The 25,443-nt window shown below is 67.5% G+C and carries 25 protein-coding genes; 22 read left to right on the forward strand and 3 right to left on the reverse strand.

Going from position 1 to position 25,443, the window contains the following annotated elements; all coding sequences use genetic code 11:
* The first annotated feature begins 7 nt into the window (after positions 1-7).
* From mutM to KTC28_RS08555, 6 genes are all read left to right on the forward strand, one after another.
* Positions 8-823 carry a bifunctional DNA-formamidopyrimidine glycosylase/DNA-(apurinic or apyrimidinic site) lyase gene (gene mutM / locus KTC28_RS08530; protein ID WP_216708505.1) on the forward strand — a complete coding sequence of 272 codons (816 nt, stop codon included), beginning with the start codon at positions 8-10 and terminating at the stop codon, positions 821-823.
* An 89-nt stretch (positions 824-912) separates the two neighbouring features.
* A complete protein-coding gene (gene rpsT / locus KTC28_RS08535) occupies positions 913-1,176 on the forward strand; it encodes a 30S ribosomal protein S20 (RefSeq protein ID WP_216708506.1) in 264 nt (87 codons plus the stop codon).
* Between the two features lie 465 nt (positions 1,177-1,641).
* Positions 1,642-3,015, forward strand: a complete 1,374-nt coding sequence (dnaA, locus tag KTC28_RS08540; protein WP_216708877.1) for a chromosomal replication initiator protein DnaA — start codon at positions 1,642-1,644, stop codon at positions 3,013-3,015.
* Positions 3,016-3,096: 81 nt separating this feature from the next.
* The gene (locus tag KTC28_RS08545) at positions 3,097-3,876 is read left to right on the forward strand and encodes an SDR family NAD(P)-dependent oxidoreductase (RefSeq protein ID WP_216708507.1); all 780 of its coding nucleotides are present in this window, start codon (positions 3,097-3,099) and stop codon (positions 3,874-3,876) included.
* Positions 3,873-4,751 carry an SIMPL domain-containing protein gene (locus tag KTC28_RS08550; RefSeq protein ID WP_216708508.1) on the forward strand — a complete coding sequence of 293 codons (879 nt, stop codon included), beginning with the start codon at positions 3,873-3,875 and terminating at the stop codon, positions 4,749-4,751. Before KTC28_RS08545 ends, KTC28_RS08550 begins: the two co-directional genes overlap by 4 nt.
* Before the next feature lie 68 nt (positions 4,752-4,819).
* Positions 4,820-4,996 (forward strand): YegP family protein, encoded by a 177-nt coding sequence (locus tag KTC28_RS08555; protein ID WP_216708509.1) that lies wholly within the window; start codon positions 4,820-4,822, stop codon positions 4,994-4,996.
* Positions 4,997-5,012: 16 nt separating this feature from the next.
* Here KTC28_RS08555 and KTC28_RS08560 read toward each other — a convergent pair whose 3' ends face one another.
* Positions 5,013-5,288 carry a 4a-hydroxytetrahydrobiopterin dehydratase gene (locus tag KTC28_RS08560; protein WP_216708510.1) on the reverse strand — a complete coding sequence of 92 codons (276 nt, stop codon included), beginning with the start codon at positions 5,286-5,288 and terminating at the stop codon, positions 5,013-5,015.
* A 46-nt stretch (positions 5,289-5,334) separates the two neighbouring features.
* Here KTC28_RS08560 and KTC28_RS08565 point away from each other — a divergent pair, with 46 nt between their 5' ends.
* The 9 genes from KTC28_RS08565 to trxA all read left to right on the forward strand — a co-directional run bounded on the left by KTC28_RS08565 (position 5,335) and on the right by trxA (position 16,674).
* Positions 5,335-5,733, forward strand: coding sequence for a metallopeptidase family protein (locus KTC28_RS08565; protein WP_255602385.1), 399 nt, complete (start codon positions 5,335-5,337; stop codon positions 5,731-5,733).
* Between the two features lie 106 nt (positions 5,734-5,839).
* Positions 5,840-7,249: an adenosylhomocysteinase gene (ahcY, locus tag KTC28_RS08570; protein ID WP_216708512.1), complete on the forward strand. Its 1,410-nt coding sequence runs from the start codon at positions 5,840-5,842 to the stop codon at positions 7,247-7,249.
* Between the two features lie 39 nt (positions 7,250-7,288).
* The gene (locus KTC28_RS08575; protein ID WP_216708513.1) at positions 7,289-7,774 is read left to right on the forward strand and encodes a hypothetical protein; all 486 of its coding nucleotides are present in this window, start codon (positions 7,289-7,291) and stop codon (positions 7,772-7,774) included.
* Entirely contained in the window at positions 7,774-8,220 is a 447-nt protein-coding gene (gene tsaE, locus KTC28_RS08580; protein WP_216708878.1) for a tRNA (adenosine(37)-N6)-threonylcarbamoyltransferase complex ATPase subunit type 1 TsaE, read from the forward strand. The genes KTC28_RS08575 and tsaE overlap by 1 nt, the downstream gene beginning before the upstream one ends.
* Entirely contained in the window at positions 8,217-9,194 is a 978-nt protein-coding gene (locus KTC28_RS08585) for an aminoglycoside phosphotransferase family protein (protein ID WP_216708514.1), read from the forward strand. Before tsaE ends, KTC28_RS08585 begins: the two co-directional genes overlap by 4 nt.
* On the forward strand, positions 9,191-9,949 hold the full coding sequence (locus KTC28_RS08590) for a nucleotidyltransferase family protein (RefSeq protein WP_255602386.1): 759 nt from the start codon (positions 9,191-9,193) through the stop codon (positions 9,947-9,949). The genes KTC28_RS08585 and KTC28_RS08590 overlap by 4 nt, the downstream gene beginning before the upstream one ends.
* Positions 9,936-12,872, forward strand: coding sequence for a double-strand break repair protein AddB (gene addB, locus KTC28_RS08595; RefSeq protein WP_216708515.1), 2,937 nt, complete (start codon positions 9,936-9,938; stop codon positions 12,870-12,872). The genes KTC28_RS08590 and addB overlap by 14 nt, the downstream gene beginning before the upstream one ends.
* Positions 12,869-16,246: a double-strand break repair helicase AddA gene (gene addA / locus KTC28_RS08600; RefSeq protein ID WP_216708516.1), complete on the forward strand. Its 3,378-nt coding sequence runs from the start codon at positions 12,869-12,871 to the stop codon at positions 16,244-16,246. Before addB ends, addA begins: the two co-directional genes overlap by 4 nt.
* Before the next feature lie 86 nt (positions 16,247-16,332).
* On the forward strand, positions 16,333-16,674 hold the full coding sequence (trxA, locus tag KTC28_RS08605) for a thioredoxin (protein ID WP_216708517.1): 342 nt from the start codon (positions 16,333-16,335) through the stop codon (positions 16,672-16,674).
* On the opposite strand, the gene KTC28_RS08610 is transcribed toward trxA, so the two are convergent.
* Positions 16,671-17,567: a glutathione S-transferase family protein gene (locus KTC28_RS08610; protein ID WP_216708518.1), complete on the reverse strand. Its 897-nt coding sequence runs from the start codon at positions 17,565-17,567 to the stop codon at positions 16,671-16,673. The genes trxA and KTC28_RS08610 overlap by 4 nt on opposite strands.
* 29 nt (positions 17,568-17,596) lie before the next feature.
* Positions 17,597-18,823, reverse strand: coding sequence for a bifunctional glutamate N-acetyltransferase/amino-acid acetyltransferase ArgJ (gene argJ / locus KTC28_RS08615; protein WP_216708519.1), 1,227 nt, complete (start codon positions 18,821-18,823; stop codon positions 17,597-17,599).
* A 43-nt stretch (positions 18,824-18,866) separates the two neighbouring features.
* Between argJ and KTC28_RS08620 the strand changes: the two genes are divergently transcribed.
* From KTC28_RS08620 to rpsG, 7 genes are all read left to right on the forward strand, one after another.
* Complete coding sequence (locus KTC28_RS08620; protein WP_216708520.1) at positions 18,867-19,340, forward strand: energy transducer TonB; 474 nt, start codon at positions 18,867-18,869, stop codon at positions 19,338-19,340.
* A gap of 320 nt (positions 19,341-19,660) precedes the next feature.
* The gene (locus tag KTC28_RS08625; protein WP_216708521.1) at positions 19,661-19,912 is read left to right on the forward strand and encodes a GCG_CRPN prefix-to-repeats domain-containing protein; all 252 of its coding nucleotides are present in this window, start codon (positions 19,661-19,663) and stop codon (positions 19,910-19,912) included.
* An 88-nt stretch (positions 19,913-20,000) separates the two neighbouring features.
* Entirely contained in the window at positions 20,001-20,585 is a 585-nt protein-coding gene (locus tag KTC28_RS08630; RefSeq protein WP_216708522.1) for an energy transducer TonB, read from the forward strand.
* 106 nt (positions 20,586-20,691) lie between these two features.
* The gene (gene secA / locus KTC28_RS08635) at positions 20,692-23,418 is read left to right on the forward strand and encodes a preprotein translocase subunit SecA (RefSeq protein WP_216708523.1); all 2,727 of its coding nucleotides are present in this window, start codon (positions 20,692-20,694) and stop codon (positions 23,416-23,418) included.
* A 19-nt stretch (positions 23,419-23,437) separates the two neighbouring features.
* A complete protein-coding gene (locus tag KTC28_RS08640; protein ID WP_216708524.1) occupies positions 23,438-24,295 on the forward strand; it encodes a hypothetical protein in 858 nt (285 codons plus the stop codon).
* A gap of 291 nt (positions 24,296-24,586) precedes the next feature.
* A complete protein-coding gene (rpsL, locus tag KTC28_RS08645; RefSeq protein WP_174277159.1) occupies positions 24,587-24,958 on the forward strand; it encodes a 30S ribosomal protein S12 in 372 nt (123 codons plus the stop codon).
* Positions 24,959-24,968: 10 nt separating this feature from the next.
* Positions 24,969-25,439 carry a 30S ribosomal protein S7 gene (gene rpsG, locus KTC28_RS08650; RefSeq protein ID WP_216708525.1) on the forward strand — a complete coding sequence of 157 codons (471 nt, stop codon included), beginning with the start codon at positions 24,969-24,971 and terminating at the stop codon, positions 25,437-25,439.
* Positions 25,440-25,443: the final 4 nt, after the last annotated feature.

Below are 25,443 nucleotides of genomic sequence, written 5' to 3' on the forward strand. Positions count from 1 at the left end.
CGCGTCGATGCCCGAACTCCCCGAAGTCGAAACCGTCGTTCGCGGCCTGCGCCCGGTCCTCGTCGGCCGGCGGCTCGCCCGCGTCGAGCTCCACCGCGAGGGCCTGCGTCGCGCATTCCCCGAGGGGCTCGTCCAGCGGCTGACCGGCGCGGTCATCACCGGCATCGAGCGCCGCGCCAAATACGGGCTGATCGCGACCGACCGCGGCGACACGCTGATCTTCCACCTCGGCATGTCGGGGCGGATGCGGCTCGACCCGGCGGAGATCGGCAAGCACGACCATGCCGTCTTCACCACCGGCGACGGGCATAGGGTGGCGTTCAACGATGCCCGGCGCTTCGGCTCGCTCGACCTCGTGCCGACCGCCGAGGTCGCGGCGTATCCGGCGTTCGTCGCGCTCGGCCCTGAGCCGCTCGGTCCGGGCCTGACGTCTGCCTATCTCAAAGCCGCGTTCGCCGGGCGAATTGCGCCGATCAAGCCGCTCCTCCTCGACCAGCGGATCATCGCCGGGCTCGGCAACATCTATGCGTGCGAGGCGCTGTATATCGCGGGCATCGACCCGGCGCGGCCCGCCGGCAGCGTGTCGGCGGCAAAGCTCAAGGCACTCGTTCCCGCGATCCACACGACGCTCAACGCGGCGATCGCGGCGGGGGGATCGAGCCTGCGCGACCATGTCCAGGTCGACGGCACGCTCGGCTATTTCCAAAAGTCGTTCTGCGTCTATGGCCGCGAGGGAGAGGCTTGCCCGGACGGCCGCGGCATCGTCGAGCGGATCGTCCAGGGCGGGCGATCGACCTTCTTCTGCCGCCATCGCCAGCGTTAGCTTGACCTTCGCGGCGCACGCCTATAACAGGCGCGCTCTCCCGGCGGGGCCACAATGCGCCTGCCGACCAGGATTTTGAAGGCAAGACCATGGCGAATACCCTCCAGGCCGAAAAGCGCATCCGCCGCAACGATCGCCGCGCCGAGATCAACAAGGCGCGCGTCAGCCGCATCCGTACCTTCGTCAAGAAGGTTGAGTCGGCGATCGACGGCGGCACCGCCGAATCGGCCAAGGCCGCCCTGCTTGCAGCGCAGCCCGAACTGATGCGCGGCGTCGCCAAGGGCGTCATGCACAAGAACACCGTTGCGCGGAAAATCTCGCGGCTGGCAAAGCGCGTCAAGGCGCTTGGCTGATCCCGTAGCGGTGGGGAAATCCGCCGCTGTCATGTGACAACACAGCCGCTCGAGTCGGGCGGCTTTGTTGTGTTTGCCGACAGTGACTTGTCCGTATTCGTACGACTCGCCTGTCATGCGGGTGTCATCGCCCTGTCATTCAAATACAGTCGTTTGGCCGCTTTGCAGCCTTTTTGGCGTGTTTCCGTGTCAACGGATTTATTAGCGAAAACGAGAATTTTCGACCCTTGATCGTGGTCGGCGGGGGTGGTTAGTAGCCTCTATCGGCAGTGACGCCGGACGGGGACTGTCCCAAAATCAGGGTTGCGATTCGGGTCGCCGAGAATGTGTTGAAACACATTTCCGGCGGGGGGCGAAGGCATGTCCGCAACACACGCAACCCGGTCGCCAAATGGTGCCGGTGGGGAGGATGAGCGGAGCTTCATGGCGACGAACTGGACCTATTCGGCAGCATTGGACGACCATATGCCCAAGCCCGCTGGTGTCGAACTGGACCGCGCGTGGGACATGATTCGCGCCGCCTTGCGCCATGAATGCGGTGCCCGGTCGTTCGACAATTGGCTCAGTCCGCTGACACTCGCCGGAGTCGACGACGACGCAGTCCGACTCGCCGTGCCGACTCACTTCCTTGCCGACTGGATCAGCAACCACTTCCTCGATCGGCTGCGGACGCTGTGGGCTATGCAGATGCCGGCGATCCGCCACGTCGTTTTGACGGTTGTGCCGTCGATGAAGCTCGTCGAGCCGCAGGTTGCAGCGGTTGCTGAAGCAGCAGCTCCGCTCGCCGCCCCTGCGTGCATCGGTCTCCCGCTTGAGCCGCGCTACAGCTTCGACAGCTTCGTCGTCGGCAAGTCGAACGAACTCGCGTACAACGCCGCGAAAACGCTGGCCGACGGCGGCCCGATCAGCTTCAATCCGTTGTTCCTCCACGGCACCACCGGGCTCGGCAAGACCCATTTGATGCACGCGATCGGCGGCGAGCTGCGCGCCCGCGATCCGAACGCGAAGGTCGCATATCTATCGGCCGAGAAGTTCATGGTCGACTTCCTCGCCGCGCTCCGCGCGAAGGACACGATCAGCTTCAAGCAGCGGCTGCGCTCGGTAGATCTGCTGATGATCGACGACGTTCAGTTCATCGCCGGCAAAGAATCGACGCAGGAAGAATTCTTCCACACGATGAACGAAATCATCAGCGCGGGTAAGCGGCTGGTGATCACGTCGGACCGCAGCCCGCAGAACCTCGAGGGCATCCAGGACCGCATCCTCAGCCGGATGGCGTGGGGCCTTGTCGCGGATATCAATGCCGCCGACTACGAGCTGCGCCTGAACATCCTCCACGCCAAGGTCGCCGGGCTAAAGGACCAGCTCGGCCCGACGCTGACGGTGCCCGACGAGGTGATAGACTTCCTCGCGCGCAAAATCACGTCGAACGTCCGCGAGCTCGAAGGCGCGCTCAACCGGACGATCGCCTACGCGCGCCTGGTGGGTAAGCCGGTGACGATCGACTTCACCCGCGAGACGCTCGCCGACCTGCTCCGGTCGCACGAGAAGAAGGTGACGATCGAGGAAATCCAGCGCCGGGTCGCCGATTATTACCACGTCAAGATGACCGACCTGCTTTCCGCTCGCCGCGCCCGCGAGATCGCGCGTCCCCGGCAGGTGGCGATGTACCTCGCCAAGCGGCTGACTCCGCGTTCGCTGCCCGAGATCGGGCGGCGCTTCGGCAACCGCGACCACACGACGGTGATGCATGCAGTCAAGCGGATCGACGAGCTGCGCGCCGCCGACCGCGAACTCGACGCCGATGTCACCCAGCTCAGCCGGATGCTCGACGGCTGATCGCTTCTGCGACCGCTCAGGGGCTGGCACCCGGCAGACGAGCCGGGCATAGACACTGCCGAACCTCTGGGGAGAGACGTCATGCAACTCGATGGATGTGCTGCGGTAGTGACCGGCGGCGCGAGCGGACTTGGCGAAGCGACGGCACGCGCGCTCGCGGCGGCGGGGGTCAAGGTCGCGATCTTCGACCGCGACGCCGGCAAGGGCGAGGCGGTTGCGGCCGAGATCGGCGGCGTGTTCTGCAAGGTCGATGTGACGAGTGATGCCGACGTCGACGCCGGCTTCGCCCGCGCCCGCTCGGCGCACGGGCAGGAGCGAATCCTGATCAACTGCGCCGGGACCGGCAACGCCGCGAAGACCGCAAGTCGGAGCCGCGAGACCGGCGAGATCAAGCACTTCCCGCTCGATGCCTTCAACATGATCATCCAGATCAACCTGATCGGCACCTTCCGCTGCATCGCCAAGTCGGCGGCAGGAATGCTGACGCTCGAGCCGATGGCCGACGGGGAGCGCGGCTGCATCGTCAACACCGCGAGCGTCGCCGCCGAGGACGGGCAGATGGGGCAGGCGGCGTATAGCGCGTCGAAGGGCGGCGTCGTCGGCATGACGCTGCCGATCGCGCGCGATCTGATGGGCGAAGGAATTCGCGTCAACACGATCCTGCCCGGCATCTTCAACACGCCGCTGATGCAGGGTGCGCCGGACAAGGTGAAGGATGCGCTCGCCGCGTCGGTGCCGTTCCCCAAGCGGCTCGGTAACGCCCCCGAATATGCGAGCCTCGCGCTCGAGATGTGCCGCAACTCCTACTTCAACGGCGAAGATGTCCGCCTCGACGGCGCGATCCGCATGGCACCGCGATGAAACGCGCGCTGGTCGCCGCCGCGCTGCTGATCGGCGGCCCGGCGGTGGCGCAGGTGCCGCCTGCCGAACTCGGCCAGCGCTTCGTTCCCGCGCCGTGGTGGATGCGCGAACCGGTGGTCGCGTCGCTCGGAGAAGTCCGGACCGAGGTGCCGGCAAATCGCGCCAGCTTCAGCGCGCAGTTCAGCGCGGTCGAGCACGACGTCACGGCGGCGAGCAACGCCGCGGCGAAGCGCGTCCGCGAACTCGACCAGAGCCTCCGCGCGCTCGGTGCCGAACGCGTTCAGTTGACGACCACCTTCCGCACCCGCCCGCTCTACGATCAGTACCGCGAGAAAGACGGGAAGCTCGTCGACAACGAGCGTGCCGACAAGATCGACCGCTACGAGGTGACTGCGGTGCTGTCGGTCGCAGTGCGCGACATGGCGGTGCTCGAACGCGCTTATCGCACCGTCGTCGCGGCGAAACCGACCTCGATCGCGCAGGTGTATTTCTCGCTCGAACCCGACAACGCGACAAAGACGTGGCTCCAGGGCGAAGCGGCGAAGGACGCGCTCCATCGCGCGCGGCTGTCGGTCGAGGCGAGCGGCGGGCGGCTCGGTGCACCCAAGATCGTCGATCTGAGCGGCGGGGTCTGCCAGACGCAGGTCTTCGCCGGCTGGCCGAGCTACGTTGGCGGATCGCAGCCGACCGATGTCGAGCGACCGAATGACATCAGAGTATCGGGGCGGATGATGATGGCGGCCCCCGCGCCGCCTCCACCCCCGCCACCCGCGCCGTCGCTCGATCAGGCGGCCGAGACCGTCCAGATAACTCTGCAACCGCCGATGGAGCGGCTGCAGGCGTCGGCGTGTGTCGTCTATGCGCTGCTGCCTTGACGCTGCACGGCGCTTGACCCGACAAACGCGTCGGGTGACCTTGAGGCCGTTCGACAGGAGAATCGGCGATGGCGCACAAGTTCGAGGTCTACAAGGATAAAGCGGGCGAGTTCCGCGTCCGCTTCAAATACAACAGCGAGGTCATGTTCTCGACCGAAGGCTATTCTTCGAAGGCGTCGGCGATGAACGCGATCGAGTCGATCAAGAAGAATGGGCCGACCGCGCCGACCGAAGACATCAGCTAGAAGGCGCGTCGCCGCCCTACGCGTCGATTGCTGTCGCCAGATCGACGTCGCGCTGCGTTAGTCCGCCCGCGTCGTGGGTCGTCAGCCGCACCTCGAGCTTGTTGTAGACGTTAGACCATTCGGGGTGGTGATCGGCCTTTTCGGCGAGCAGGGCGACGCGCGTCATGAACGCGAAGGCGTGAGTGAAGTCGGCGAACTTGTACGCGCGGACGATATGATCGCCGTCGCGGTTCCAGCCGGGCAGCCCGACCAGCGCGAGCGCAATTTCGGCGTCGATCAGTCTGGGGATCATGTCGGGTTCCTTGGCGAACGGCGTTGCCTCGCCTATGCCGACCACCATGCGCCAAGGTCAAACCCCGCCGAGCCTCGCCGACATCGACGCGCTGGCGCAGGCCGCGATCGAACGGCTCCCCGACCAGTTCCGCGACTGGCTCGGCCCGGTGCTGCTTCGCGTCGAGGACTTCCCCGATGCCGACGTCATCCGCGAGATGGGCCTCGAGACCGAGTTCGACATCCTCGGCCTTTATCAGGGCCGCCATGTCGGCATGAAGGGCGACGAGCCGACCGGCGCGTTGCCCGACATCATCTTCCTCTACCGCCGCCCGCTGCTCGATGAATGGTGCGAATCGGGAGAGACGCTCGATGCCTTGGTGACGCATGTGCTGGTCCACGAAGTCGGGCATCACTTCGGGCTGAGCGACGACGACATGGAGCGGATCGAAGCCGAACTCGACTGACGTTTGCGCGGCAGGCCGGTCCCGTTCGGCATATAAGGATATCTTTATACTTGCTCCGGCGTCAGGTCCCCGGTAGGGCGACGCCAACCCTTTCGGAGCACACAGCATGGCCACCCAGCCGATCGACGCCCTACACGACTATGTCATCGCCGACATCGCCCTCGCCGGCTTCGGCCGCCGCGAGATCGACATCGCCGAGACCGAGATGCCCGGCCTGATGTCGCTGCGCGAAGAGTTCGGCACGACCAAGCCGCTGACCGGCGCGCGCATCACCGGGTCGCTCCACATGACGATCCAGACCGCGGTGCTGATCGAGACGCTGACCGCGCTTGGTGCCGAAGTCCGCTGGGCGACGTGCAATATCTATTCGACGCAGGACCATGCCGCCGCCGCGATCGCCGCGTCCGGCGTGCCGGTGTTCGCGATCAAGGGCGAGAGCCTCGCCGATTATTGGGACTATGTCGGCCGCATCTTCGACTGGGGCGATGCCACCTGCAACATGATCCTCGACGACGGCGGCGACGCCACGATGTTCGCGCTGTGGGGAGCGAAGCTCGAAGCGGGCGCGACGATGCCCGAGCCCGAGAACGAGGAAGAGATCGAGATGCAGCGCGCGCTCAAGGCGTACATCGCCGCGCGTCCCGGCTATCTCACCGAGACCGTCAAGAATATTAAGGGCGTGTCGGAGGAAACCACCACCGGAGTCCATCGCCTGTACGCGATCGCCAAGAAGGGCGAACTGCCGTTCCCCGCGATCAACGTCAACGACAGCGTCACCAAGTCGAAGTTCGACAACCTGTATGGCTGTAAGGAATCGCTGGTCGACGCCATCCGCCGCGGCACCGACGTCATGCTCGCGGGTAAGGTCGCGACCGTCGCCGGCTTCGGCGATGTCGGCAAGGGTTCGGCCCAGTCGCTCCGTAACGGCGGCGCGCGCGTCCTCGTTACCGAAGTCGACCCGATCTGCGCGTTGCAGGCGGCGATGGAGGGCTTCGAGGTCGTGACGATGGAGGAGGCGGTCACCCGCTCCGACATCTTCGTCACCGCCACCGGCAACGCCGACGTCATCACCGCCGAGCACATGGCGGGCATGAAGAATATGGCGATCGTCTGCAACATCGGCCACTTCGACAGCGAGATCCAGATCGCCGCGCTGTCGAACTACAAGTGGACCGAGGTCAAGCCGCAGGTCGACCTCGTCGAGTTCCCCGACGGCAAGCAGATCATCATTCTGTCGAAGGGTCGCCTGGTCAATCTCGGCAACGCGACCGGCCACCCGAGCTTCGTCATGTCGGCGAGCTTCACCAACCAGACGCTGGCGCAGATCGAACTCTATACCCGCCCCGAGCAGTATGAGAACGATGTCTACGTCTTGCCCAAGCACCTCGACGAAAAGGTCGCCGCGCTCCACCTCGACAAGCTGGGCGTCAAGCTGACCAAGCTGACGTCGAAGCAGGCGGGCTATATCGGCGTTCCGGTGGAAGGGCCGTTCAAGCCGGATCACTACCGCTACTAAGCTTTGTCGCCGCCACGCGTCCGGTCTAGGATCAATCGCGTGGCGGCCATTTTCTCCCCGAACAAGACGAGCGCTCGAATGCTCGTCGACTATGCCCACAAGCGTTGGCATGCGGCCGCTGACGCCGATCGGCTCGCGATGATCTGCGACCTGTTCATCAAGGCACGCAGCTACGGCTTGCTTAACAAGGTCGCGTTCGTTGTCGCCCTGATGTTCGGCCTCGCGGTGTTGATCTGGCCGTCGGTGGCGGTGATCACCGGCGACATCGGTTACAGCCGCGAATTCTTTAAATCGGCGATCGTGCAGACGACGATTACCGGGGTCGCTGCGCTCGCCTACGGGATTTACAGCCATTACAAGCGCCAGCAGCTCGCGGTCGAAAACCTGATGCGCTATGTGCTGTTTTCAGGCGACCCGGTGTCGACGATGTTCGAGCGGGTCTCGCGGCAGTTGATGCGCGTCGATGCCGGGTTTAATTTCGGCGAAGAGACGACGAAGACGCCAACCCAAGCCGCCGAAGAGTGATTGGCCTGCTCGATCCGGCCGCGCTCGAAGCCCTCGCCGCACGCCTCGCCGCCGTCCTTCGTCCCGGCGATGTTGTCGCCCTATTCGGCGACCTCGGTGCGGGCAAGACGACGTTTGCGCGGGGGGTGCTGCGCGGGCTCGGCTGGAGCGGGGAGGTGCCGTCGCCGTCGTTCACCCTCGTCCAGACCTACGACACCGTCCCGCCGGTCTGGCACGTCGATCTCTACCGGCTCGGCTCGGCGGACGAGGCGGAGGCGCTCGGGCTCGACGACGTCTGGGACACCGCGGCGGTGCTGGTCGAATGGCCCGAGCGGCTCGGCAGTCGCCTGCCCGAAGCGCTTCACTTGCGGCTCGACGGGGCGGGTGACGCGACGCGGACCTTGACAGCGACCGTCCCGAAGTCATGGGAGGGGCGATGGCCTCCCCCTCCCAATCGCCAGCGATGATCCCGCCTCTCGCCGCCCCCGCATTCCTTGCGGCGAACGGCTGGGCGGGCGCTGAAATCCGCCCGCTTGCCGGCGATGCCTCGTTCCGCCGCTACTTCCGCATCATCGACGGCGACCGCACGGCGGTGCTGATGGACGCGCCGCCTGCAACCGAAGACAGCCGGCCGTTTCTCGATGTCGGCGGGCATCTCGCCGCGATGGGCTTTTCGGCGCCGCAGCCGATCGGGGTCGATCTCGACGCCGGGCTCGTCCTGCTCGAGGACTTCGGCGACGACCGGTTGACCCCGGTGCTCGCCGCCGCGCCCGAGCGCGAAGCGGCAACCTACGCGCAGGCAATCGACCTGCTCGCCGCGCTCCACGTCCAGCCCGCACCGCCGCTGGCGCCGTACGACGAGGCGGTGATGCTGCGCGAAGTGCGGCTGTTCCCCGAGTGGTATCTCCCTGCGGTCGGTCTTGCCGAGGCCCCCGGCTATGACGATGCGTGGCGTGCGACATGGCCGGGGGTCGTCGCGGCGACGGCGGCGGCTCCGGTGCTCACGCTGCGCGATTATCACGCCGACAATCTGATGCTGCTCGACCGTCCCGGGCTGCTCGGGCTCGGCCTGCTCGACTTTCAGGACGCGCTCGCCGGGCACCCGGCGTACGACCTCGTCTCGTTGCTCCAGGATGCGCGCCGCGATGTGCCCCGCGACCTCGAGGAAGCGATGATTGCCCGCTATGTCGACGCGCGCGGGATCGACGATGTCGCTGCCTTCCGCGCCGCGTATGAAATCCTCGGGGCGCAGCGAAATACGAAGATTCTTGGTATCTTCACCCGGCTCCGCGACCGCGACGGCCGCGCTGGATACGTCGAGCGCCACCCACGGATGTGGGGGCTGCTCGACCGTAATTTTGCCCATCCGGCGCTCACACCGGTCCGCGACTGGTTCGACGCCAACGTGCCGGTGGCGGCGCGCGCGGAGGCGTGGACGTGAGCCGGTTCAGCACCCCCCTTGCGTTGCGGCCCGCGGTCGATGTCGTCGTGCCGACGACGGCGATGGTGCTCGCGGCCGGGCTCGGCAAGCGGATGCGGCCGTTGACCGCGACGCGGCCGAAGCCGCTCGTCGAGGTCGCGGGGCGATCGTTGCTCGACCGGGCGCTCGATCACCTCACTGCTGCCGGCGTCGCGCGGGCGGTGGTCAATGTCCATTATTTCGCCGAGCAGGTCGAAGCGCATCTCGCCAGCCGCGACGGTCCCGAGGTCGTCATCTCCGACGAACGCGGCGCCCTGCTCGAAACCGGGGGCGGTGTGACCAAGGCGCTGCCGCTGATCGACTGCGACCCGTTCTACGTCATCAACAGCGACAATCTCTGGGTCGACGGCTCGATCGACACGCTCAAGCTGCTCGCGCAGCGCTGGGACGACGGGACGATGGACGCGCTGCTGCTGCTCGTGCCGCTGGCGCGCGCGAGCGGTTACGAGGGGCGCGGCGACTTCTACATGAACCCGATGGGACGGCTGCGGCGGCGCGTCGAGCATCGCGTGGCGCCATACGTCTTCTCGGGCGTCCAGGTGCTGTCGAAGCGGCTGTTCGAGGGTGAGCCGATCGAGGCGTTTTCGCTCAACCGGTTGTACGACAAGGCGTTGGCGAACGGTCGCCTGTTCGGCGCGGTCCACGGCGGGATGTGGTTCCACGTCGGCACCCCGGCATCGGTCGGCGAAACCGAAGTGATCCTTGCCGACAGTTAACGTCTTCACGATCCCGCCGCATGTCGCGTTCGTCGATGCGCTCGCGGCGGGGCTGCTCGAACGGACGAAGCACGACCCGATGGCATTGGCGCGGGCGCAGGTGCTGCTGCCCAACCGACGCGCGGTCCGGGCGCTGGGCGATGCCTTCGTGCGTCTGTCGGGGGGCGGGCTGCTGCTGCCGCGGATGACGCCGATCGGCGATGTCGACGCCGACGAAGCGCTTGGGCATTTCGACGGCGACCTTGCCGCCGATGCCGACCTGCCCCTGGCGATCGATCCGACCAAACGGCGGCTTCTCCTTGCCCAACTCGTCCGGCGCTGGCGCGACGGGACGAGTGCGATAACCGCGATCGAGGCGCTGCGGCTCGCCGACCAGCTCGCGGCGGCGTTCGATGCGCTGGCGTTCGAGGAGATCGACGCCACCGCGCTGACCGGCTTCGCCCCCGACGACATGGCGCACCACTGGGAGGCAACGCTGGCGTTTTTCCGCGTTGTCCTCGACCTGTGGCCGCCGCTGCTCGCGAGCCACAATGAGATCGACCCGGCGACGCGCAACCGCGCCCTGCTCGACGCGCTCGCGGCGCGGTGGAAAGCGACTCCGCCGGGGCTCGTCGTCGCCGCCGGGATGGCCGGGGTCGCGCCGCCGGTGGCGCGGCTGCTGCGGGTGATCGCACGGCTGCCGCAGGGGATCGTCGTGCTGCCGGGACTCGACACGGCGATGAGCGACGAGGCGTGGGGCGCGATCCGTTGCCACGTGACCGACGACGACGCCGACCCCGCGCGCAATAGCGAGGAGCATCCGCAGTTCGCGCTCAAGATGCTGCTCCACCATCTCGACGTGGCGCGCGGCGAGGTCGACGACTGGGGCCACGCCACCGCGCTCGACGGGCCTGCCGGGCGCGCGGTCGAGGTCGCCCGCGCGATGGCCCCGGCAGCATTCACCGGCGACTGGCGGCATACCCCGGTCGACGCGACGCTGTTCGAGCACGTCCATGCGGTGACCGCCGCGACCCCCGCGGAGGAGGCCCAAGTCATCGCGCTCGCGCTGCGCCGGACGCTCGACACGCCGGGCAAGACTGCGGCGCTCGTCACCCCCGACCGCGCTCTTGCGCGGCGGGTCGCGGCGCACGTCGCGCGCTGGGGGATCGAAGTCGACGATTCGGCGGGGACGCCGTTGCGGGTGACGCCGCCGGGGGCGCTGCTGCTCGCATTGGTCGAGGCGGCGGCGCGGGGGTTTACGCCGGTGGCGCTGCTCGCGGTGCTCAAGCATCCGCTGGTCCGGCGCGGCGACGCCCGGCTCGGCTGGCTCGACGCGGTCCGGCGGCTCGACCTCGCGTTGCGCGGCGTCCGACCGGCGCCGGGGCTCGACGGGACCGGGGCGCAGGTCGATGCCGAGGACGCGCGGCTGTCGCCGTGGTGGGCCGAGGTCGCGGCGCTGCTCGATCCGCTCGAACGGCTGTTCGCGACGCCGCTCGTCGGGTTTGCCGAGCTTGTCGCGACGCTGCGCGAGGCGGCGCAGGCATTGTGCGGCGACGACCTGTGGGCGCGGCCCGAGGGTCGCGCGCTCGCCCGGCTGGTCGAGGCGCTCGAAACCCACGGCCACCACCTCAATCCGTTCGAGCCGCTCGACGCCCCGGCGCTGATCGCGGCGTTCCTGCTCGAGACCGCCGTCCGCCAGCCGTTCGGCAAGCATCCGCGGCTGGCGATCTACGGCACGCTCGAGGCACGGCTCCAGCGCGCCGACCTGATGATCCTCGGCGGGATGAATGAAGGCGTCTGGCCCGCGCGCCCGGTGCCCGACCCGTGGCTCGCGCCCAAGCTGCGGAGCCACCTGGCGCTGCCGTCGCTCGAACGGCGGATCGGGCTCGCCGCGCACGATTTCGTCTCGGCACTCGGCGGTCCCGAGGTGCTGTTGACGCGTGCTCGGCGCGACGAGAGCGCGCCCGCGGTGCCGTCGCGTTTCTGGCTACGGCTCCATGCGCTCGCCGGGGAGGCGATCCGGCCCGACGACGCGCTGCTCGGTCTCGCCCGCGCACTCGACGCTGCCCCGCAGGTGTCGGCGACACGCCCCGCACCGGCCCCTGCCGCCGCGCTGCGTCCGCGCCGCATTTCGGTGACCGCCGCCGAGCGGTTGAAGGCTGATCCGTACAGCTATTATGCGCAGACGATGCTGCGGCTGCGGGCGCTCGATGCGCTCGATGCCGACGCCAGCGCGGCCGATCGCGGGACGGCGGTTCATTCGATCCTCGAAGAGTGGGTCAAGCGCGGCGATGCCGACCCGGCGACGCTGCCGCGCTTCATCGAGGCCGAGCTGCTTAAATGGTCGGGCCATCCGCTGATGCGCGCGCTGTGGGCGCCGCGCGTCCGGCGGGCGATGGACTGGGTCGCGAGCACGATGGCGGCGTGGGAGGCGGAGGGCTGGAGCCCAGCAGCCGCCGAGGCGAAGGGCGTGCTCGACCTCGCCAGCGGCATCACGCTGAACGGAACCGCCGACCGGGTCGACCGCAGCGACACCGGTGCGCTGGCGATCGTCGACTATAAGACCGGGGTCGTGCCGAGCCACGCGCAGGTCGCGGGCGGCTTCGCGCTGCAGATGGGCCTGCTCGGCTGGCTCGCCGAGGAGGGGCGGCTCGCGGGGGTCGACAAAGGGCCGGTCGGGGCGATGCGCTACTGGAAGCTCGGCGGCGGGACTGACCCCGGCAAGGCGAGCGACCCGCTCAAATTCCGCAGCGAGGTGACGATGGCGGTCGACCATATCGCCGCGACCAAGGCGCATTTCCTCAAATTGTGCGACGACATGCTGCTCGGGGACGGGGCGTTCACCGCCAAGCTCCACCCCGAATACGCCAAGGGCAACGACTACGACCAGCTCGCGCGCGTCCTCGAATGGCTCGGGCGGCCGAAGATGGCGGACGGCGCGTGAGGGGGCTGCAGCACCTTCTGCCGGTCCAGGCCGATGGCGCGTCGCCCGCGGGCAGCGCGTGGATGTCGGCGTCGGCGGGGACCGGCAAGACGCAGGTGCTGACCGCGCGGGTACTGCGGCTGCTGCTGGCCGGGTCACCGCCCGAACGCATTCTCGCACTAACCTTTACCAAGGCCGGCGCAGCGGAGATGCAGACGCGCATTTTCGACCGGCTAAGTGGCTGGGTCGCGGCGGGGGACAACGAGCTCAAGTCCGACCTCGCCGCGATCCGCGCCGACACCGACCCCGAGACGTGCGCACGAGCGCGTCAGCTGTTCGCGCGCGTGCTTGACGCCAAGGGTGGGTTGCAGGTCCAGACGATCCACGGATTCGCCCAGTCGTTGCTGGCGAGCTTTCCGGTCGAGGCGGGGATCGCCCCGGGGTTTGCCGCGCTCGACGATCGCTCGGCGCTGGCGCTGCGCGGGCAGGTGCTCGCCGAATCGATCGAGCTGGCCGACGACGACGAGTTTCTCGCCGACGTCGCGGCGATGGCGATCGCCAGCGGCGAGGCGCGGCTGGCGACGATCGCGGCGACGCTGATCGCGCATCACGATGCGATTGCGGGGCTGGGCAACCCGCAGGGGTTCGAGCCGAAGCTGCGCCGCGCCTTCGGGCTGCCGGGGGAGGGGAACGCCGACGACGTGCTCGAGGCGGCGGGTGGGGCGATCGACACCGGCGCGCTCACGCATCTTGCGGGGGTCTACGAACGCCATGCCGGGGCGACGTCGCTCAATTCCGCCGACACCCTGCACTGGTGGCTGGCGTGTTCGCCCGCTGTCCGCGCCGAGCATTTCGACAAGCTCGTCACCGTCTTCCATCGGCAGGACGGCGAGCGCCGTGCCAGCCTCGTCCCCGGCGGCAAAAAGGCCGACCCCGCCGACATCGCCCTCGCCGACGCGCTGTGCGAGGCGATCACCGCCGTCGCCGCCGTCCGCCGCTTGCTTGACGCGGTCGCCAACGCCGCGCGCCACCTGCGCGTCGGCGCGCGGCTCGGCGGGGCGTACGCGCTTCACAAGCACCGCGCCGGGGTGATCGACTACGACGACATGATCGCGCGCGCGGCGGCGCTGCTCAAGGGCGACGGCGCGAGCGCGTGGGTCCGCTACAAGCTCGACCGTCGGATCGACCACCTGCTCGTCGACGAGGCGCAGGACACCAACGAGGCGCAGTGGGACATCGTCGAGGCGCTGACCGACGAGTTCTTCGACGGCGAGGGCGCGCGTGACGTCCAGCGCACCTTGTTCGTCGTCGGCGACTTCAAGCAGGCGATCTTCAGCTTCCAGGGGTCGGACCCGAAGATCTTCGAGGGGCGGCAGGGGCATTTCAAGGCGAAGGCCGAGGACGCCGGGCTCGGCTGGAGCGACCTGCCGATGACGCTTTCGTTCCGCTCGACACCGGCGGTGCTCGAGGTCGTCAACGCGGTGATCGACGACCTTGGCCACGAGGCGCTCGGGATGAACGAAGGCGTGCTGCCCCACGCCGCGCACCGTGCCGACGCGGTCGGCAGCGTGACGCTGTGGCCGCCGCTGGTCCCCGAGGCCGACGAGGAAGTCACCGACGACGACGCGCCGTGGCTCCCTGCGGCGCAGGTGCTGATGGCGCATAAGCTCGCGCGGCAGATCGCGGCGTGGCTCAACCCGGCGACCGCGCTTGACCTGCCCGCGCGGGGCCGGACGTGCCGCCCCGAGGACATCCTCGTGCTGGTTCGCAGCCGCGGTGAGTTCGTCGGCGCGCTCGTCGCCGCGCTCCACGACTTCGGGGTGCCGGTGGCGGGAGTCGACCGGCTGCGGTTGACCGCGCCGCTCGCCGTTCAGGACCTGCTCGCGCTGATCCGCTTCGCGCTCCAGCCCGACGACGACCTGACGTGCGCCGCACTGCTGACCTCGCCGTTCATCGGGATGAGCCAGGACGATTTGTTCACGCTCGCGCATCCGCGCCGGGGGACCTTGTGGTCGGCGGTCCGCGATGCGGGCGGCGCGGCGAGTGAGTTTCTGTCGGCGGCGCTCGGCCTCGCCGATTTCGCGCCGCCATACGAGTTCCTCGAAACGATCCTGTCGGGGCCGTTGCAGGGGCGCAAGCGGCTGCTCGGGCGGCTGGGGGCGGAGGCGCGCGACCAGATCGCAGCGTTGCTCGGCCAGGCGCTCGCGTTCGAGACGGCGAACGCGCCGTCGCTGCAAGGATTCCTTAGCTGGATCGAGTCGGACGACATCGACCTCAAGCGCGACCCCGACGCGCCCGTCGACGCGGTGCGGATCATGACGGTACACGGCGCGAAAGGGTTGCAGGCACCGGTCGTTGTCCTCGCCGACGCGACCAAGGAACTGCCGCGCGACCGCGACGGCCACGTCATGCTCGCGCTCGACGGCGGCGAGCCGGTGCCGGTGTTCCACGGCGGCAAGGCGGGCAAGGTCGGCATCATCGCCGCCGAGGCTGAGGCGCGCGCCGAGGCTGCTGCTGCCGAGCATTGGCGGCTTCTCTACGTCGCGCTGACCCGCGCCGAAGACCTCCTGTTCATCGGCGGTGCGCTCGCCAAGGCGCGCGGCGACAAGCCCGCCGAGGTGCCTGCCGATAGCTGGTACAAGGCGGTCGAGCGCGCGATGACCAACGAATGGGACCTCGCCGAGGACGCCGACCCGATCTGGGGATCGGCGCGGGTTCACCGCGCAGGGACCGTCGTGACCCCCGAGCAGCGCGCGGTGCATGTCCCGGCGGACATCGCGCTGCCCGAATGGGCGACGACGACTGCCGCCCCCGAAGCGCGCCCGCCGCGTCCGCTCAGCCCGTCGACGATTGCGGCAGACGATGTCGCCCAGCCGCCGCCCGGACCGGCGGCGAAGGCGGCGGCGCGACGCGGGCAGCTGCTCCACACCTTGTTCGAGCGGCTGCCGGGGGTTGCGGCGGAGGCTCGCACCGGGGTCGCGGCGGCATGGCTCGCGCGCGCCGCTCCCGATCTTCCTGCCGTCGAACGCGACGGCATCGCCGCGTGCGCGCTCGATATCATCGCTGCTCCTCGATTTGCAGCGCTGTTTGGCCCCGATGCGCTAGCCGAGGCACCGATCGCGGCGACTGTTGGCGACATCGTTATCGCCGGAACCGTCGACCGGTTGCTGATCGGAGCCGACCGCGTTCAGGTGATCGACTTCAAGACCGGCGCGCGGGTTCCCGCCGATGCCGCGTCGGTCGTGCCCTACCACCTTCGCCAGATGGCGGCCTATGCGGCGGCATTGGCGCGGATATTTCCTGACAAGGCGGTCGAGGCGGCGCTGCTGTATACCCACGACGCAACGTTGATCGAGCTGCCCGCGGCGCTGCTCGCGGCTCACGCGCCTGGTTGATCACCCCCAAGAAACGCTTGGGCGGCATGCGAGTTGAACACGGAGCGATCGGCGCTTACTTTCTATCCCGTTATCAGGAGCAGATCATGGCCACCAAGCACGTTACCGACGCCTCGTTTCACAGCGACGTCATCACCTCGGGCCGCCCGGTGCTCGTCGACTTCTGGGCCGAATGGTGTGGTCCGTGCCGCCAGATCGGTCCCGCGCTCGAGGAGATCAACGACGAGCTCGCCGGCGTGGACATCGTCAAGCTCAATATCGACGAGAACCCCGATGCCCCCACCCGATACGGCGTCCGCGGCATACCGACGATGATCCTGTTCAAGGACGGCAACGCGGTCGCGACTAAAGTCGGTGCCGCTCCGAAGTCGCATCTCAAGAGCTGGCTTGAGGGGGAACTCGGCGACGACGCGACGAAGGTCGCCTAAGCCGGGCGCAAGACCTGTCCCAGCCGCGGGAAATGCACCGCGACGGTCCCGGCATCGGGATCGTCGCGGCGGATCACGATTTCGCGGTCGGATAGCCTGAGCAGCTTACCCTCGACCTTGTCGGCCCCCGGGTCCTCGGTTGCTACGGTCACCGGCTGACCCGCGCGGAACCCCGACGCAGCGTCGATCGCCTCGCTCAGATCGGGGGTCGCGCCGTGCGCCAGCGCGAGTGCATCCTGCGCGTCGGACATATGCGGGTTGCCGTGACCGATTGCCTTGACCCGCGCTTCCCACGCGTTGACGTTTGCATAGGGGTCGAGGATCGGCGCGGCGGGGTTGAAGCGGCGCTGGAACCACGCCAGCATGTACAGCGCGAAGTCGGCGTAGCCCGGCGTATTGCCACCGATGAAATCGCGACCTGCGAGGCTGTCGTCGAGCCGCGCGATGCCCGCCGTGAACTGTGCCCGGCTATGCGGTGCGCGCGCCTTGACGAGGTCGCGCGACAGGCCGAACAGCGCCGCGCGGTCGGCCCAGAAGGCGTCGGGAATCTTGTCGGCGATCGGGGCCATCGCTGCGCCGACCGCGGCGAAGAACATCGGGCCGCCCGCCATCGCAGCGATAAAGTCGCCAGCACGGCCGAGCGGCTCGGGATACAGCGTCGGCCCCGGCAGCGCCTCGATCGCCTGTGCCGCGATCCACGTGTCGCAATAGATGTCGGCGTCGATCTGGAGCACCGGGGTCTTGCGATACCCGCCGGTCAGCGGGGTCAAAAGCGGCTTCGGCGCGATGTTGGGGATGATCACCGACCAGTAATCGGCATTCTTGAGCCCGAGCGCGAGCCGCAGCACCTCGCTGAACGGCGACGTCTCGTAATGATGCAGGACGATCGTCACGCGCTCTCTCCCCTGTGGCCGGCTCCGTCTTAGCTGCGGTAGTCGCCGTTGATGCTGATGTAGCCGTGGGTCAGGTCGCACGTCCACACCCGGGCGCGGCCGTGCCCAAGGTGGAGGTCGACGCCGATCTCGATCTCGGTCCCGCTCAGATGGCGCGCGACCGGGGCCTCGTCATAACCGTCGACGACCGCGCCGCGTGTCGCCACCAGCGTCGGGCCGAAGCTGATGTCGAGCCGGTCGCGGTCGGCGGCCTCGCCTGCCTTGCCGACCGCCATGACGACGCGCCCCCAGTTGGCGTCGCCGCCGGCGATCGCGGTCTTGACCAGCGGCGAGTTGGCGATGCTCATCGCGACGACCTTTGCCGCGCGGTCGTCCTCGGCGCCTTCGACGGTGACGGTGACGAACTTGGTCGCGCCTTCACCGTCGCGGACGACGAGTTGCGCGAGCTTGCGGCAGACGTCGGTCAGCGCGGCGGCGAAGCCATCGGCTCCCGGATCGTCGACGGCGGAGATCGGCGAATTGCCCGCCGCGCCGGTGGCGAAGGCGAGGACGGTGTCCGACGTCGAGGTGTCGCTGTCGACGGTGATCGCGTTAAAAGTCTGCTCGGTAGCCGCGCTCAACATCGTCTGGAGCAGCGGTGCGGCGACGCTCGCGTCGGTGAAGATGAAGCCGAGCATCGTCGCCATGTCGGGGGCGATCATCCCCGATCCCTTGACGATGCCGCAGACGGTGACTCGCGTCGCGCCGATGAACGCGGTCGCGGTTGCGCCCTTGGCGAAGGTGTCGGTCGTGCCGATCGCGTGGGTCGCGTCCTCGAAGCTCGCGGACCCCAGTGCCGCGTACGCCGCCGCAACCCCGGCGGTCGCCTTGTCGGCGGGGAGGGGCACGCCGATGACTCCGGTCGACGCGGCGAAGACCTCGCCCGAGGTGCAGCCGACCAGCGCGGCCGCGCGGTCGACCTGCGCTTGGCTGGCTTCGCGCCCCGACCGGCCGGTGAAGGCGTTGGAATTGCCGGCGTTTACCACCAGCGCGCGGGCGCTCCCCCCGGTCAACGCCGCGCGGCACCAGTCGACCTCGGGTGACGGGCACTTCGACTTCGTCGTCACCCCCGCGACCGTGGTGCCGGGAGCGAACTCGACCAGTGTGACGTCGGCGCGCGTCCACGCCTTGTACCCCGCCGTCGCGGTGCCGATGCGGACACCTGCGACCGGCGGCATCGCGGGGAAGGGGCGGGCGAGGGGGGAGATCGTTGACATGGCCTGCCCGCTTTGCTGACCTGCGAGCGGGGAGACAAGTGCGATGTTGCTTTTGGCGGGCGCGGCAGCTGTGGCGACGGCGATGATGCCAGTTCCCGTCAAGAAATGGGTCGTCGATATCGATCAGGTTGCTAGGGCTGCGTCGCGGGAGGGGTCCGCGGCGCGAGTCGAGGTGACGATCGATAGCACCGGGCAGCCCGTCCACTGCGAGGTTACGCTGCCGGACAAGGCGGCAGGCTTCAATCGGGCTGCATGCCACGTGCTTATGCGCGGTCCGCGTCTCACCCCAGGTCGCGATGCCGACGGGAATCCAATCGCCGCCGTGTTGCGCTATGACTTCAACAGCACTTCCCTCCGTAATCCGCGCGTGCGTCCCTCGAAGATTAAGGCGGCGCATGACACCGAGGCGAAGCGCGGTCGTGACGCTGGCCAACGAACCGTCGATTTCGCAATTCCCGTCAGCCGCCTACCCAAACCGGGGAGGGTGTTACCGCCGACCTTGTCTCCTGATCGATGACACCGGCCGTGTTTCGACCTGTGATGTGGCAACGTCGAGCGGAGCCATTCAGCTCGATCGGCTCGCGTGCATGCAGATGAGGGCGACCGCGTTCAGCCCCGGGCGCGACGGGCATGGGCAACCGCTTCGCGCCGTGCGCGAAGTCAGCGTCGGCTTTCTGGCGTCCAGACCGTCGGACTGACCAGAAAGCACCGGCTCCGGGTGACGGTGCTCTTGGACCCTGTAAATCGCCGCTTCAGTCACGCGCGCATAGACCGGCACGTCGGAACTGCCCGGTCGGGCCGGGGTTTAACAGGTTCGATTTGTGAGGAGAGATCATCATGAACAAGTTTCTGGCAATCGCGCTTGCCGCTGGCGTGACGCTCGCGGCTGGGACGGCTGCGCAGGCCCGCGACGGCTGCGGTCCCGGCGCATTCCGCGGCCCGTACGGCCACTGCCGCCCGATGCGCGGGCCGGTCGTCGTCGCACCCGGCTTGGTTATCGGCAATTACTACCATGGCCGCGGCTATTGGGATGGACAGCGATATTGGCATAATCGCGATCGCTGGCGCGGTGGCTGGCGGTACCGCTAAGCCACAGAGAATTCGAATTAGCCGGGTGGCCGCAGCGTTATTGACACGCTGCGGCCACTTTGCTGTCTGTCGCCCTGGGGAGAATGTCATGCCGTTAACGATGATCGTGGGTGCTTTGCTCGGGGCCATGCCGGTCCCGCAATTCACGCCGAAGATGCTCGACGTCTCGCAGGCGTCGGTGCTCGCGGCCACCACCGCACCGATGGTGACGTGGGTCGACATGTTCATCGATACGTCGGGACGGGTCAGCCGCTGCACGGTTGCGGTGTCGAGCGGGTCGTCGTTGGTCGACAAGGTTGCGTGCGAGCGGGCCGGCCGGGTTGCCCGATTTACGCCCGCCCGCGACGAGGCCGGCCAGCTGATCGCCGCGCGGGTTCGACAGAGTTTCGCTGTCAATCGCGCCCTGCCGGTGTCCGATGTCGACTTCGCGATGACAGTCGATCGCGCGCCGCCAGGAGCCGTCACCGACCTGCGTATCGTCGCCGACCCGACGGGCAAGGTTCAAACCTGCGCGGTCGCCGCGTCGAGCGGGGTGTTGCAACTCGACCGGCTTGCATGCGGGGCGGTGAGCGACCTCGTGCGGCCCGTCGTGCGCGACGCGTCGGGCAGCCCGGTCCGGGCGGTATCGCTCCTCAGCGTCGGCTTCGCCACGGGCCCGGTCACCGTAAAATAGCCAAGGTGTGCGCCGGCCGCCTGAATTGACTAAGCGGGTGCCGCTCCCTATGTCCCGCCGGTCCCGGTAGAGCGCGCCAGCGCCCCGGATTACGGTTAGGGTTCCCATGTTTGCAGGCATCGCGAAGCGCATCTTCGGCTCGTCGAACGAGCGCTACGTTCGCTCGCTCGCGCCGCTGGTTGCCAAGATCAACAGCCACGAGCCGAGCATCTCGGCGATGTCCGACGCCGCGCTCCAGGCGCAGACCGCGGCGTTCCGCGCGCGGCTGACGGCGGGCGAGACGCTCGACGACGTTCTTCCCGAAGCCTTCGCCACCGTCCGCGAAGCCGCCAAGCGCGCGCTCGGCCAGCGTCATTACGATGTCCAGATGATCGGCGGCATCGTCCTCCACCGCGGCGAGATCGCCGAGATGCGGACCGGCGAGGGCAAGACGCTCGTCGCTACGCTCGCGGTCTATCTCAATGCCTTGGAAGGCAAGGGCGTCCACGTCGTCACCGTTAACGACTATCTCGCGTCGCGCGACGCCGAGTGGATGGGCCGCGTCTACGGCTTTCTCGGCATGAGCATCGGCGTCATCGTCCCCAACCTCGACGATGCGACCCGCCGCGAGGCGTACGCCGCCGACATCACCTACGGCACCAACAACGAATTCGGCTTCGACTATCTGCGCGACAACATGAAGTATGCGCGCGAGGCGATGGTCCAGCGGCCGTTCAACTTCGCTGTCACCGACGAGGTCGATTCGGTGCTGATCGACGAGGCACGGACCCCGCTGATCATCTCCGGCCCGACCGACGACAAGTCCGAGCTGTACATGCAGGTCGATGCCGTGGTGAAGCTGTTCAAGACCGAAGACGTCGAGATCGACGAGAAGCAGAAGCAGGTCATCCTCACCGAGAATGGCACCGAGATCGCCGAGCGCGCGCTTGAAGCCGCCGGGCTGCTCGAGGGCGAGAACCTGTACGATTACGAGAACACCCAGGTCGTCCACCACCTCAACCAGGCGCTCCGCGCCAACATGATCTACCGGCGCGACACCGACTACATAGTCCGCGACGGCAAGGTCATCATCATCGACGAATTCACCGGGCGGATGATGGACGGGCGGCGCTGGGCGGAGGGGCTGCATCAGGCGGTCGAGGCTAAGGAAGGCGTCGACATCATGCCCGAGAACCAGACGCTCGCGTCGATCACCTTCCAGAATTACTTCCGGCTCTACCCCAAGCTTGGCGGCATGACGGGCACGGCGGCAACCGAAGCGGCCGAGTTCTTCGACATCTATAAGCTGAACGTCGTCGAGATCCCGACCAACCTGCCGGTCCAACGCAAGGACGTCGACGACGAATTCTACAAGAACGCCGAGGAGAAGTTTAAGGCGATCGTCAAGACGATCCGCGAGGCCAAGGAACGCGGCCAGCCGATTCTCGTCGGTACCGTCTCGATCGAGAAGAGCGAATTGCTCAGCGAATTCCTCAAGAAGGAACAGGTCGAGCACGTCGTCCTCAACGCGCGCTACCACGAGCAGGAAGCGCACATCGTCGAGCAGGCCGGGCGCATCGGCGCGGTGACGATCGCGACCAACATGGCTGGGCGCGGCACCGACATCCAGCTCGGCGGCAATTACGAGGCGCGATACATTCGCGAACTCGACGGCGTCGAAGGTGACGAGCGCGTCGCCGCGATGGCGCGGATCAAGGCCGAGGTGCTCGCCGAGCGCGAGGCGGTGCGCCAGGTCGGCGGGCTATTCGTTCTCGGGACCGAACGCCACGAGAGCCGCCGCATCGACAACCAGCTACGCGGACGTTCGGGGCGTCAGGGCGACCCTGGCCTCAGCCGCTTCTATCTCAGCCTCGATGACGATTTGCTCCGCATCTTCGGCCAGCAGAACATGCTCGCCCGGATGATGAACAACGGTCTTGAGGAGGGTGAGGCGATCATCCACCCGTGGATCTCGAAGGCGATCGAGACCGCGCAGAAGAAGGTCGAGGCGCGGAACTACGATCAGCGCAAGAATGTCGTCCAGTACGACGACGTGATGAACGACCAGCGCAAGGTGGTCTACGACCAGCGCGCGGACATCATGGATTCCGAGGCGGTCGGCGACGTCGTCCTCGACATGCGCCACGAAACGGTCAACGCGCTCGTCGGCCTCCATTGCCCGCCGAACACCTATCCAGAACAATGGGACGTCACCGCGCTCGATGAGGCGGTTCGTTCGACGCTCGGACTCGATGTCGATGTCACCGAGTGGGTCAAGGAAGACGCCGTCGACCAGGAGATGTTCGTCGACCGGCTGATCACGGCGTCGGACAAGGCGATGGGCGACAAGTCCGCTGCCGTCCCGCACGACTCGTGGATCCAGATCGAGAAGAACTTCCTCCTCCAGGCGCTCGATCATCACTGGAAGGAGCATCTGGCGACGCTCGACGCGCTGCGGCAGGTCATCCACCTCCGCGCCTATGCGCAAAAGACCCCGCTCAACGAGTATAAGTCGGAGGCGTTCGCGCTGTTCGAGCGGATGCTGACGACGGTCCGCGAGGACGTTACCCGCATGCTCGCCAACGCGCGCTTCGAGATGGAGCCCGAGACGTATGCGCCGCCGCAGCCGAGCTTCGTCACCACCCACGTCGACCCGCTGACCGGGTTCAGCGACGCCTTCGGGCCAATGGGCAACCTGCCGTCGGCGCAGCTCGACATCGCTCGCAGCGCCGCGGCGGCATTCAGCGATATCGACGAGACAACGCGCGCCGATTGGATGGCAACGACCTCGCGCAACGCGCCGTGCCCGTGCGGGTCGGGCAAGAAGTTCAAGCACTGCCACGGCACGATCTAGGCCAAATATCGGGGGGCATATGACGCGCGCGACGACGATCGTATCGGCCATAGCAGCGTCATTGCTGCTGGCGGCGTGCTTCCTCATCCCCGGCAAGTTCGCTTCGACGCTCGACGTCAAGCGCGATGGCGCGTTCACCTTCGCCTATAAGGGCGAGATCGTTCTCGTCACGCCCGCGTCGCTCGGGCAGCCGACGCCGCCCGATACTGTGCTGCCGACGTGCTTCGGACCGGTGCCGGCCGCGCCGCCGCTGCAGCCGGGGCAGGGGCCCAATGTCGCGATGCGCACCTTCCGCTCGGGGCAGCGACCGTGCACCCCCGAAGAGACTGCCAAGCGCACCGCTGATGCTGTGGCGACTCGCCAGCGCGAAGGCGAGCAGATGGCGAAGATCATCGGTCTGGACCCTAGCAACGATACGGCGATGCGCGATTATGCCGTGCAGCTCAGCAAACAGGCCGGGTGGCGATCGGCGACGTATCGCGGGAATGGCGTGTTCGACGTTAACTTTGAACAGTCGGGGCGACTCGACCGCGATTTCGTCTTCCCGCTGCTCCCGAAGTCGAGCGTGATCGTGCCCTTTGTCGTTATCCGCAAGCGCAGCGACGGCGGCGTGCTGGTCAGCGCACCGGGCTACCGCAGCGCTCCGGCCGAAGCATTTATGAACGGCATAAGTGCCGAAACCGGAACCGCGACCAAGCCGCTCGCGCCGCCAGCCAACGGTCCGCAGGGTAGCTTTATAATCACGAGCGACATCGTGCCTTTGACCAACAACACCGAAGACGGACCTAGCCGCAACGGTAGTCGCACCCGCCTGACCTGGTCGGTTACGCCGGGCAGCGACAAGATTCCCGAGACACTGATCCCGCTCGGACATTAGGCGCGCGGCCTGCGCCGGGGAGGGTTTACAGTCGAGCGGTCGATCGTGCGCGGACTCTAAAAGCCGTTGACCTGCAGCGGTCGTAGCGCCTATAGGCCGCCTTCGCTCGCGGGCCGGTGTCAGGTGCAATTCCTCGATTCTGACTTGTCCGGGCATAGGAACGACAGGCTGAGCTGTGCGCGGAGGGTCCTGGCAACAGGGCCGACCGCGCTTATGCCGTGAGGGCGGTTCAGGCCTGGAGTAGGAATGGCAGCGATGCCGTTACCGAACAGCAGGAAGACCACGAAGACGATGCCGACGATTAACCAGTTGATCCGCAAGGGGCGTACTCCTCAGCGCGTCCGCGAGACCGCGCCTGCGATGGAAGAATGCCCGCAGAAGCGCGGTGTTTGCACCCGTGTTTACACGACGACTCCGAAGAAGCCGAACTCGGCGCTCCGTAAGGTCGCCAAGATCCGCCTGACCAATGGCTTCGAAGTCATCGGCTACATCCCCGGCGAGCGGCACAACCTGCAGGAGCATTCGGTGGTCCTGATTCGCGGCGGCCGCGTCAAGGATCTTCCCGGCGTGCGCTACCACGTCCTGCGCGGTGTCCTCGACACCCAGGGCGTCAAGGATCGCAAGCAGAGCCGGTCGAAGTACGGCGCGAAGCGCCCGAAGTAAGGATAGATAGATGGCCCGTCGTCGTCGCCCAGAGAAGCGCGAAATTCTCCCCGATCCCCGTTTCGGTGATCTCATCCTTTCCAAGTTCATGAACCTCGTGATGTACGAGGGGAAGAAGTCGACCGCCGAGTCGATCGTCTACAACGCCCTCGACACCGTCGAGGCGAAGACCCGGCGCGAGCCGATTGGCGTTTTCCACGACGCGCTGGCGAACGTGAAGCCGGGCATCGAGGTCCGCAGCCGCCGGGTCGGCGGTGCGACTTACCAGGTGCCGGTCGAGGTCCGTCCCGAGCGCTCGCAGGCGCTGGCAATCCGCTGGCTGATCTCGGCGGCGCGGAACCGCTCCGAGCACACGATGGCTGCCCGCCTTTCGGGTGAATTGGTCGACGCCGCCAACAATCGCGGCACAGCGGTCAAGAAGCGCGAAGATTCGCACCGGATGGCCGAAGCCAACCGCGCCTTCTCGCACTACCGCTGGTAGTCGG

Origin of the sequence: Polymorphobacter megasporae, from assembly GCF_018982885.2 — a bacterium.
Lineage (GTDB): Bacteria > Pseudomonadota > Alphaproteobacteria > Sphingomonadales > Sphingomonadaceae > Polymorphobacter_B > Polymorphobacter_B megasporae.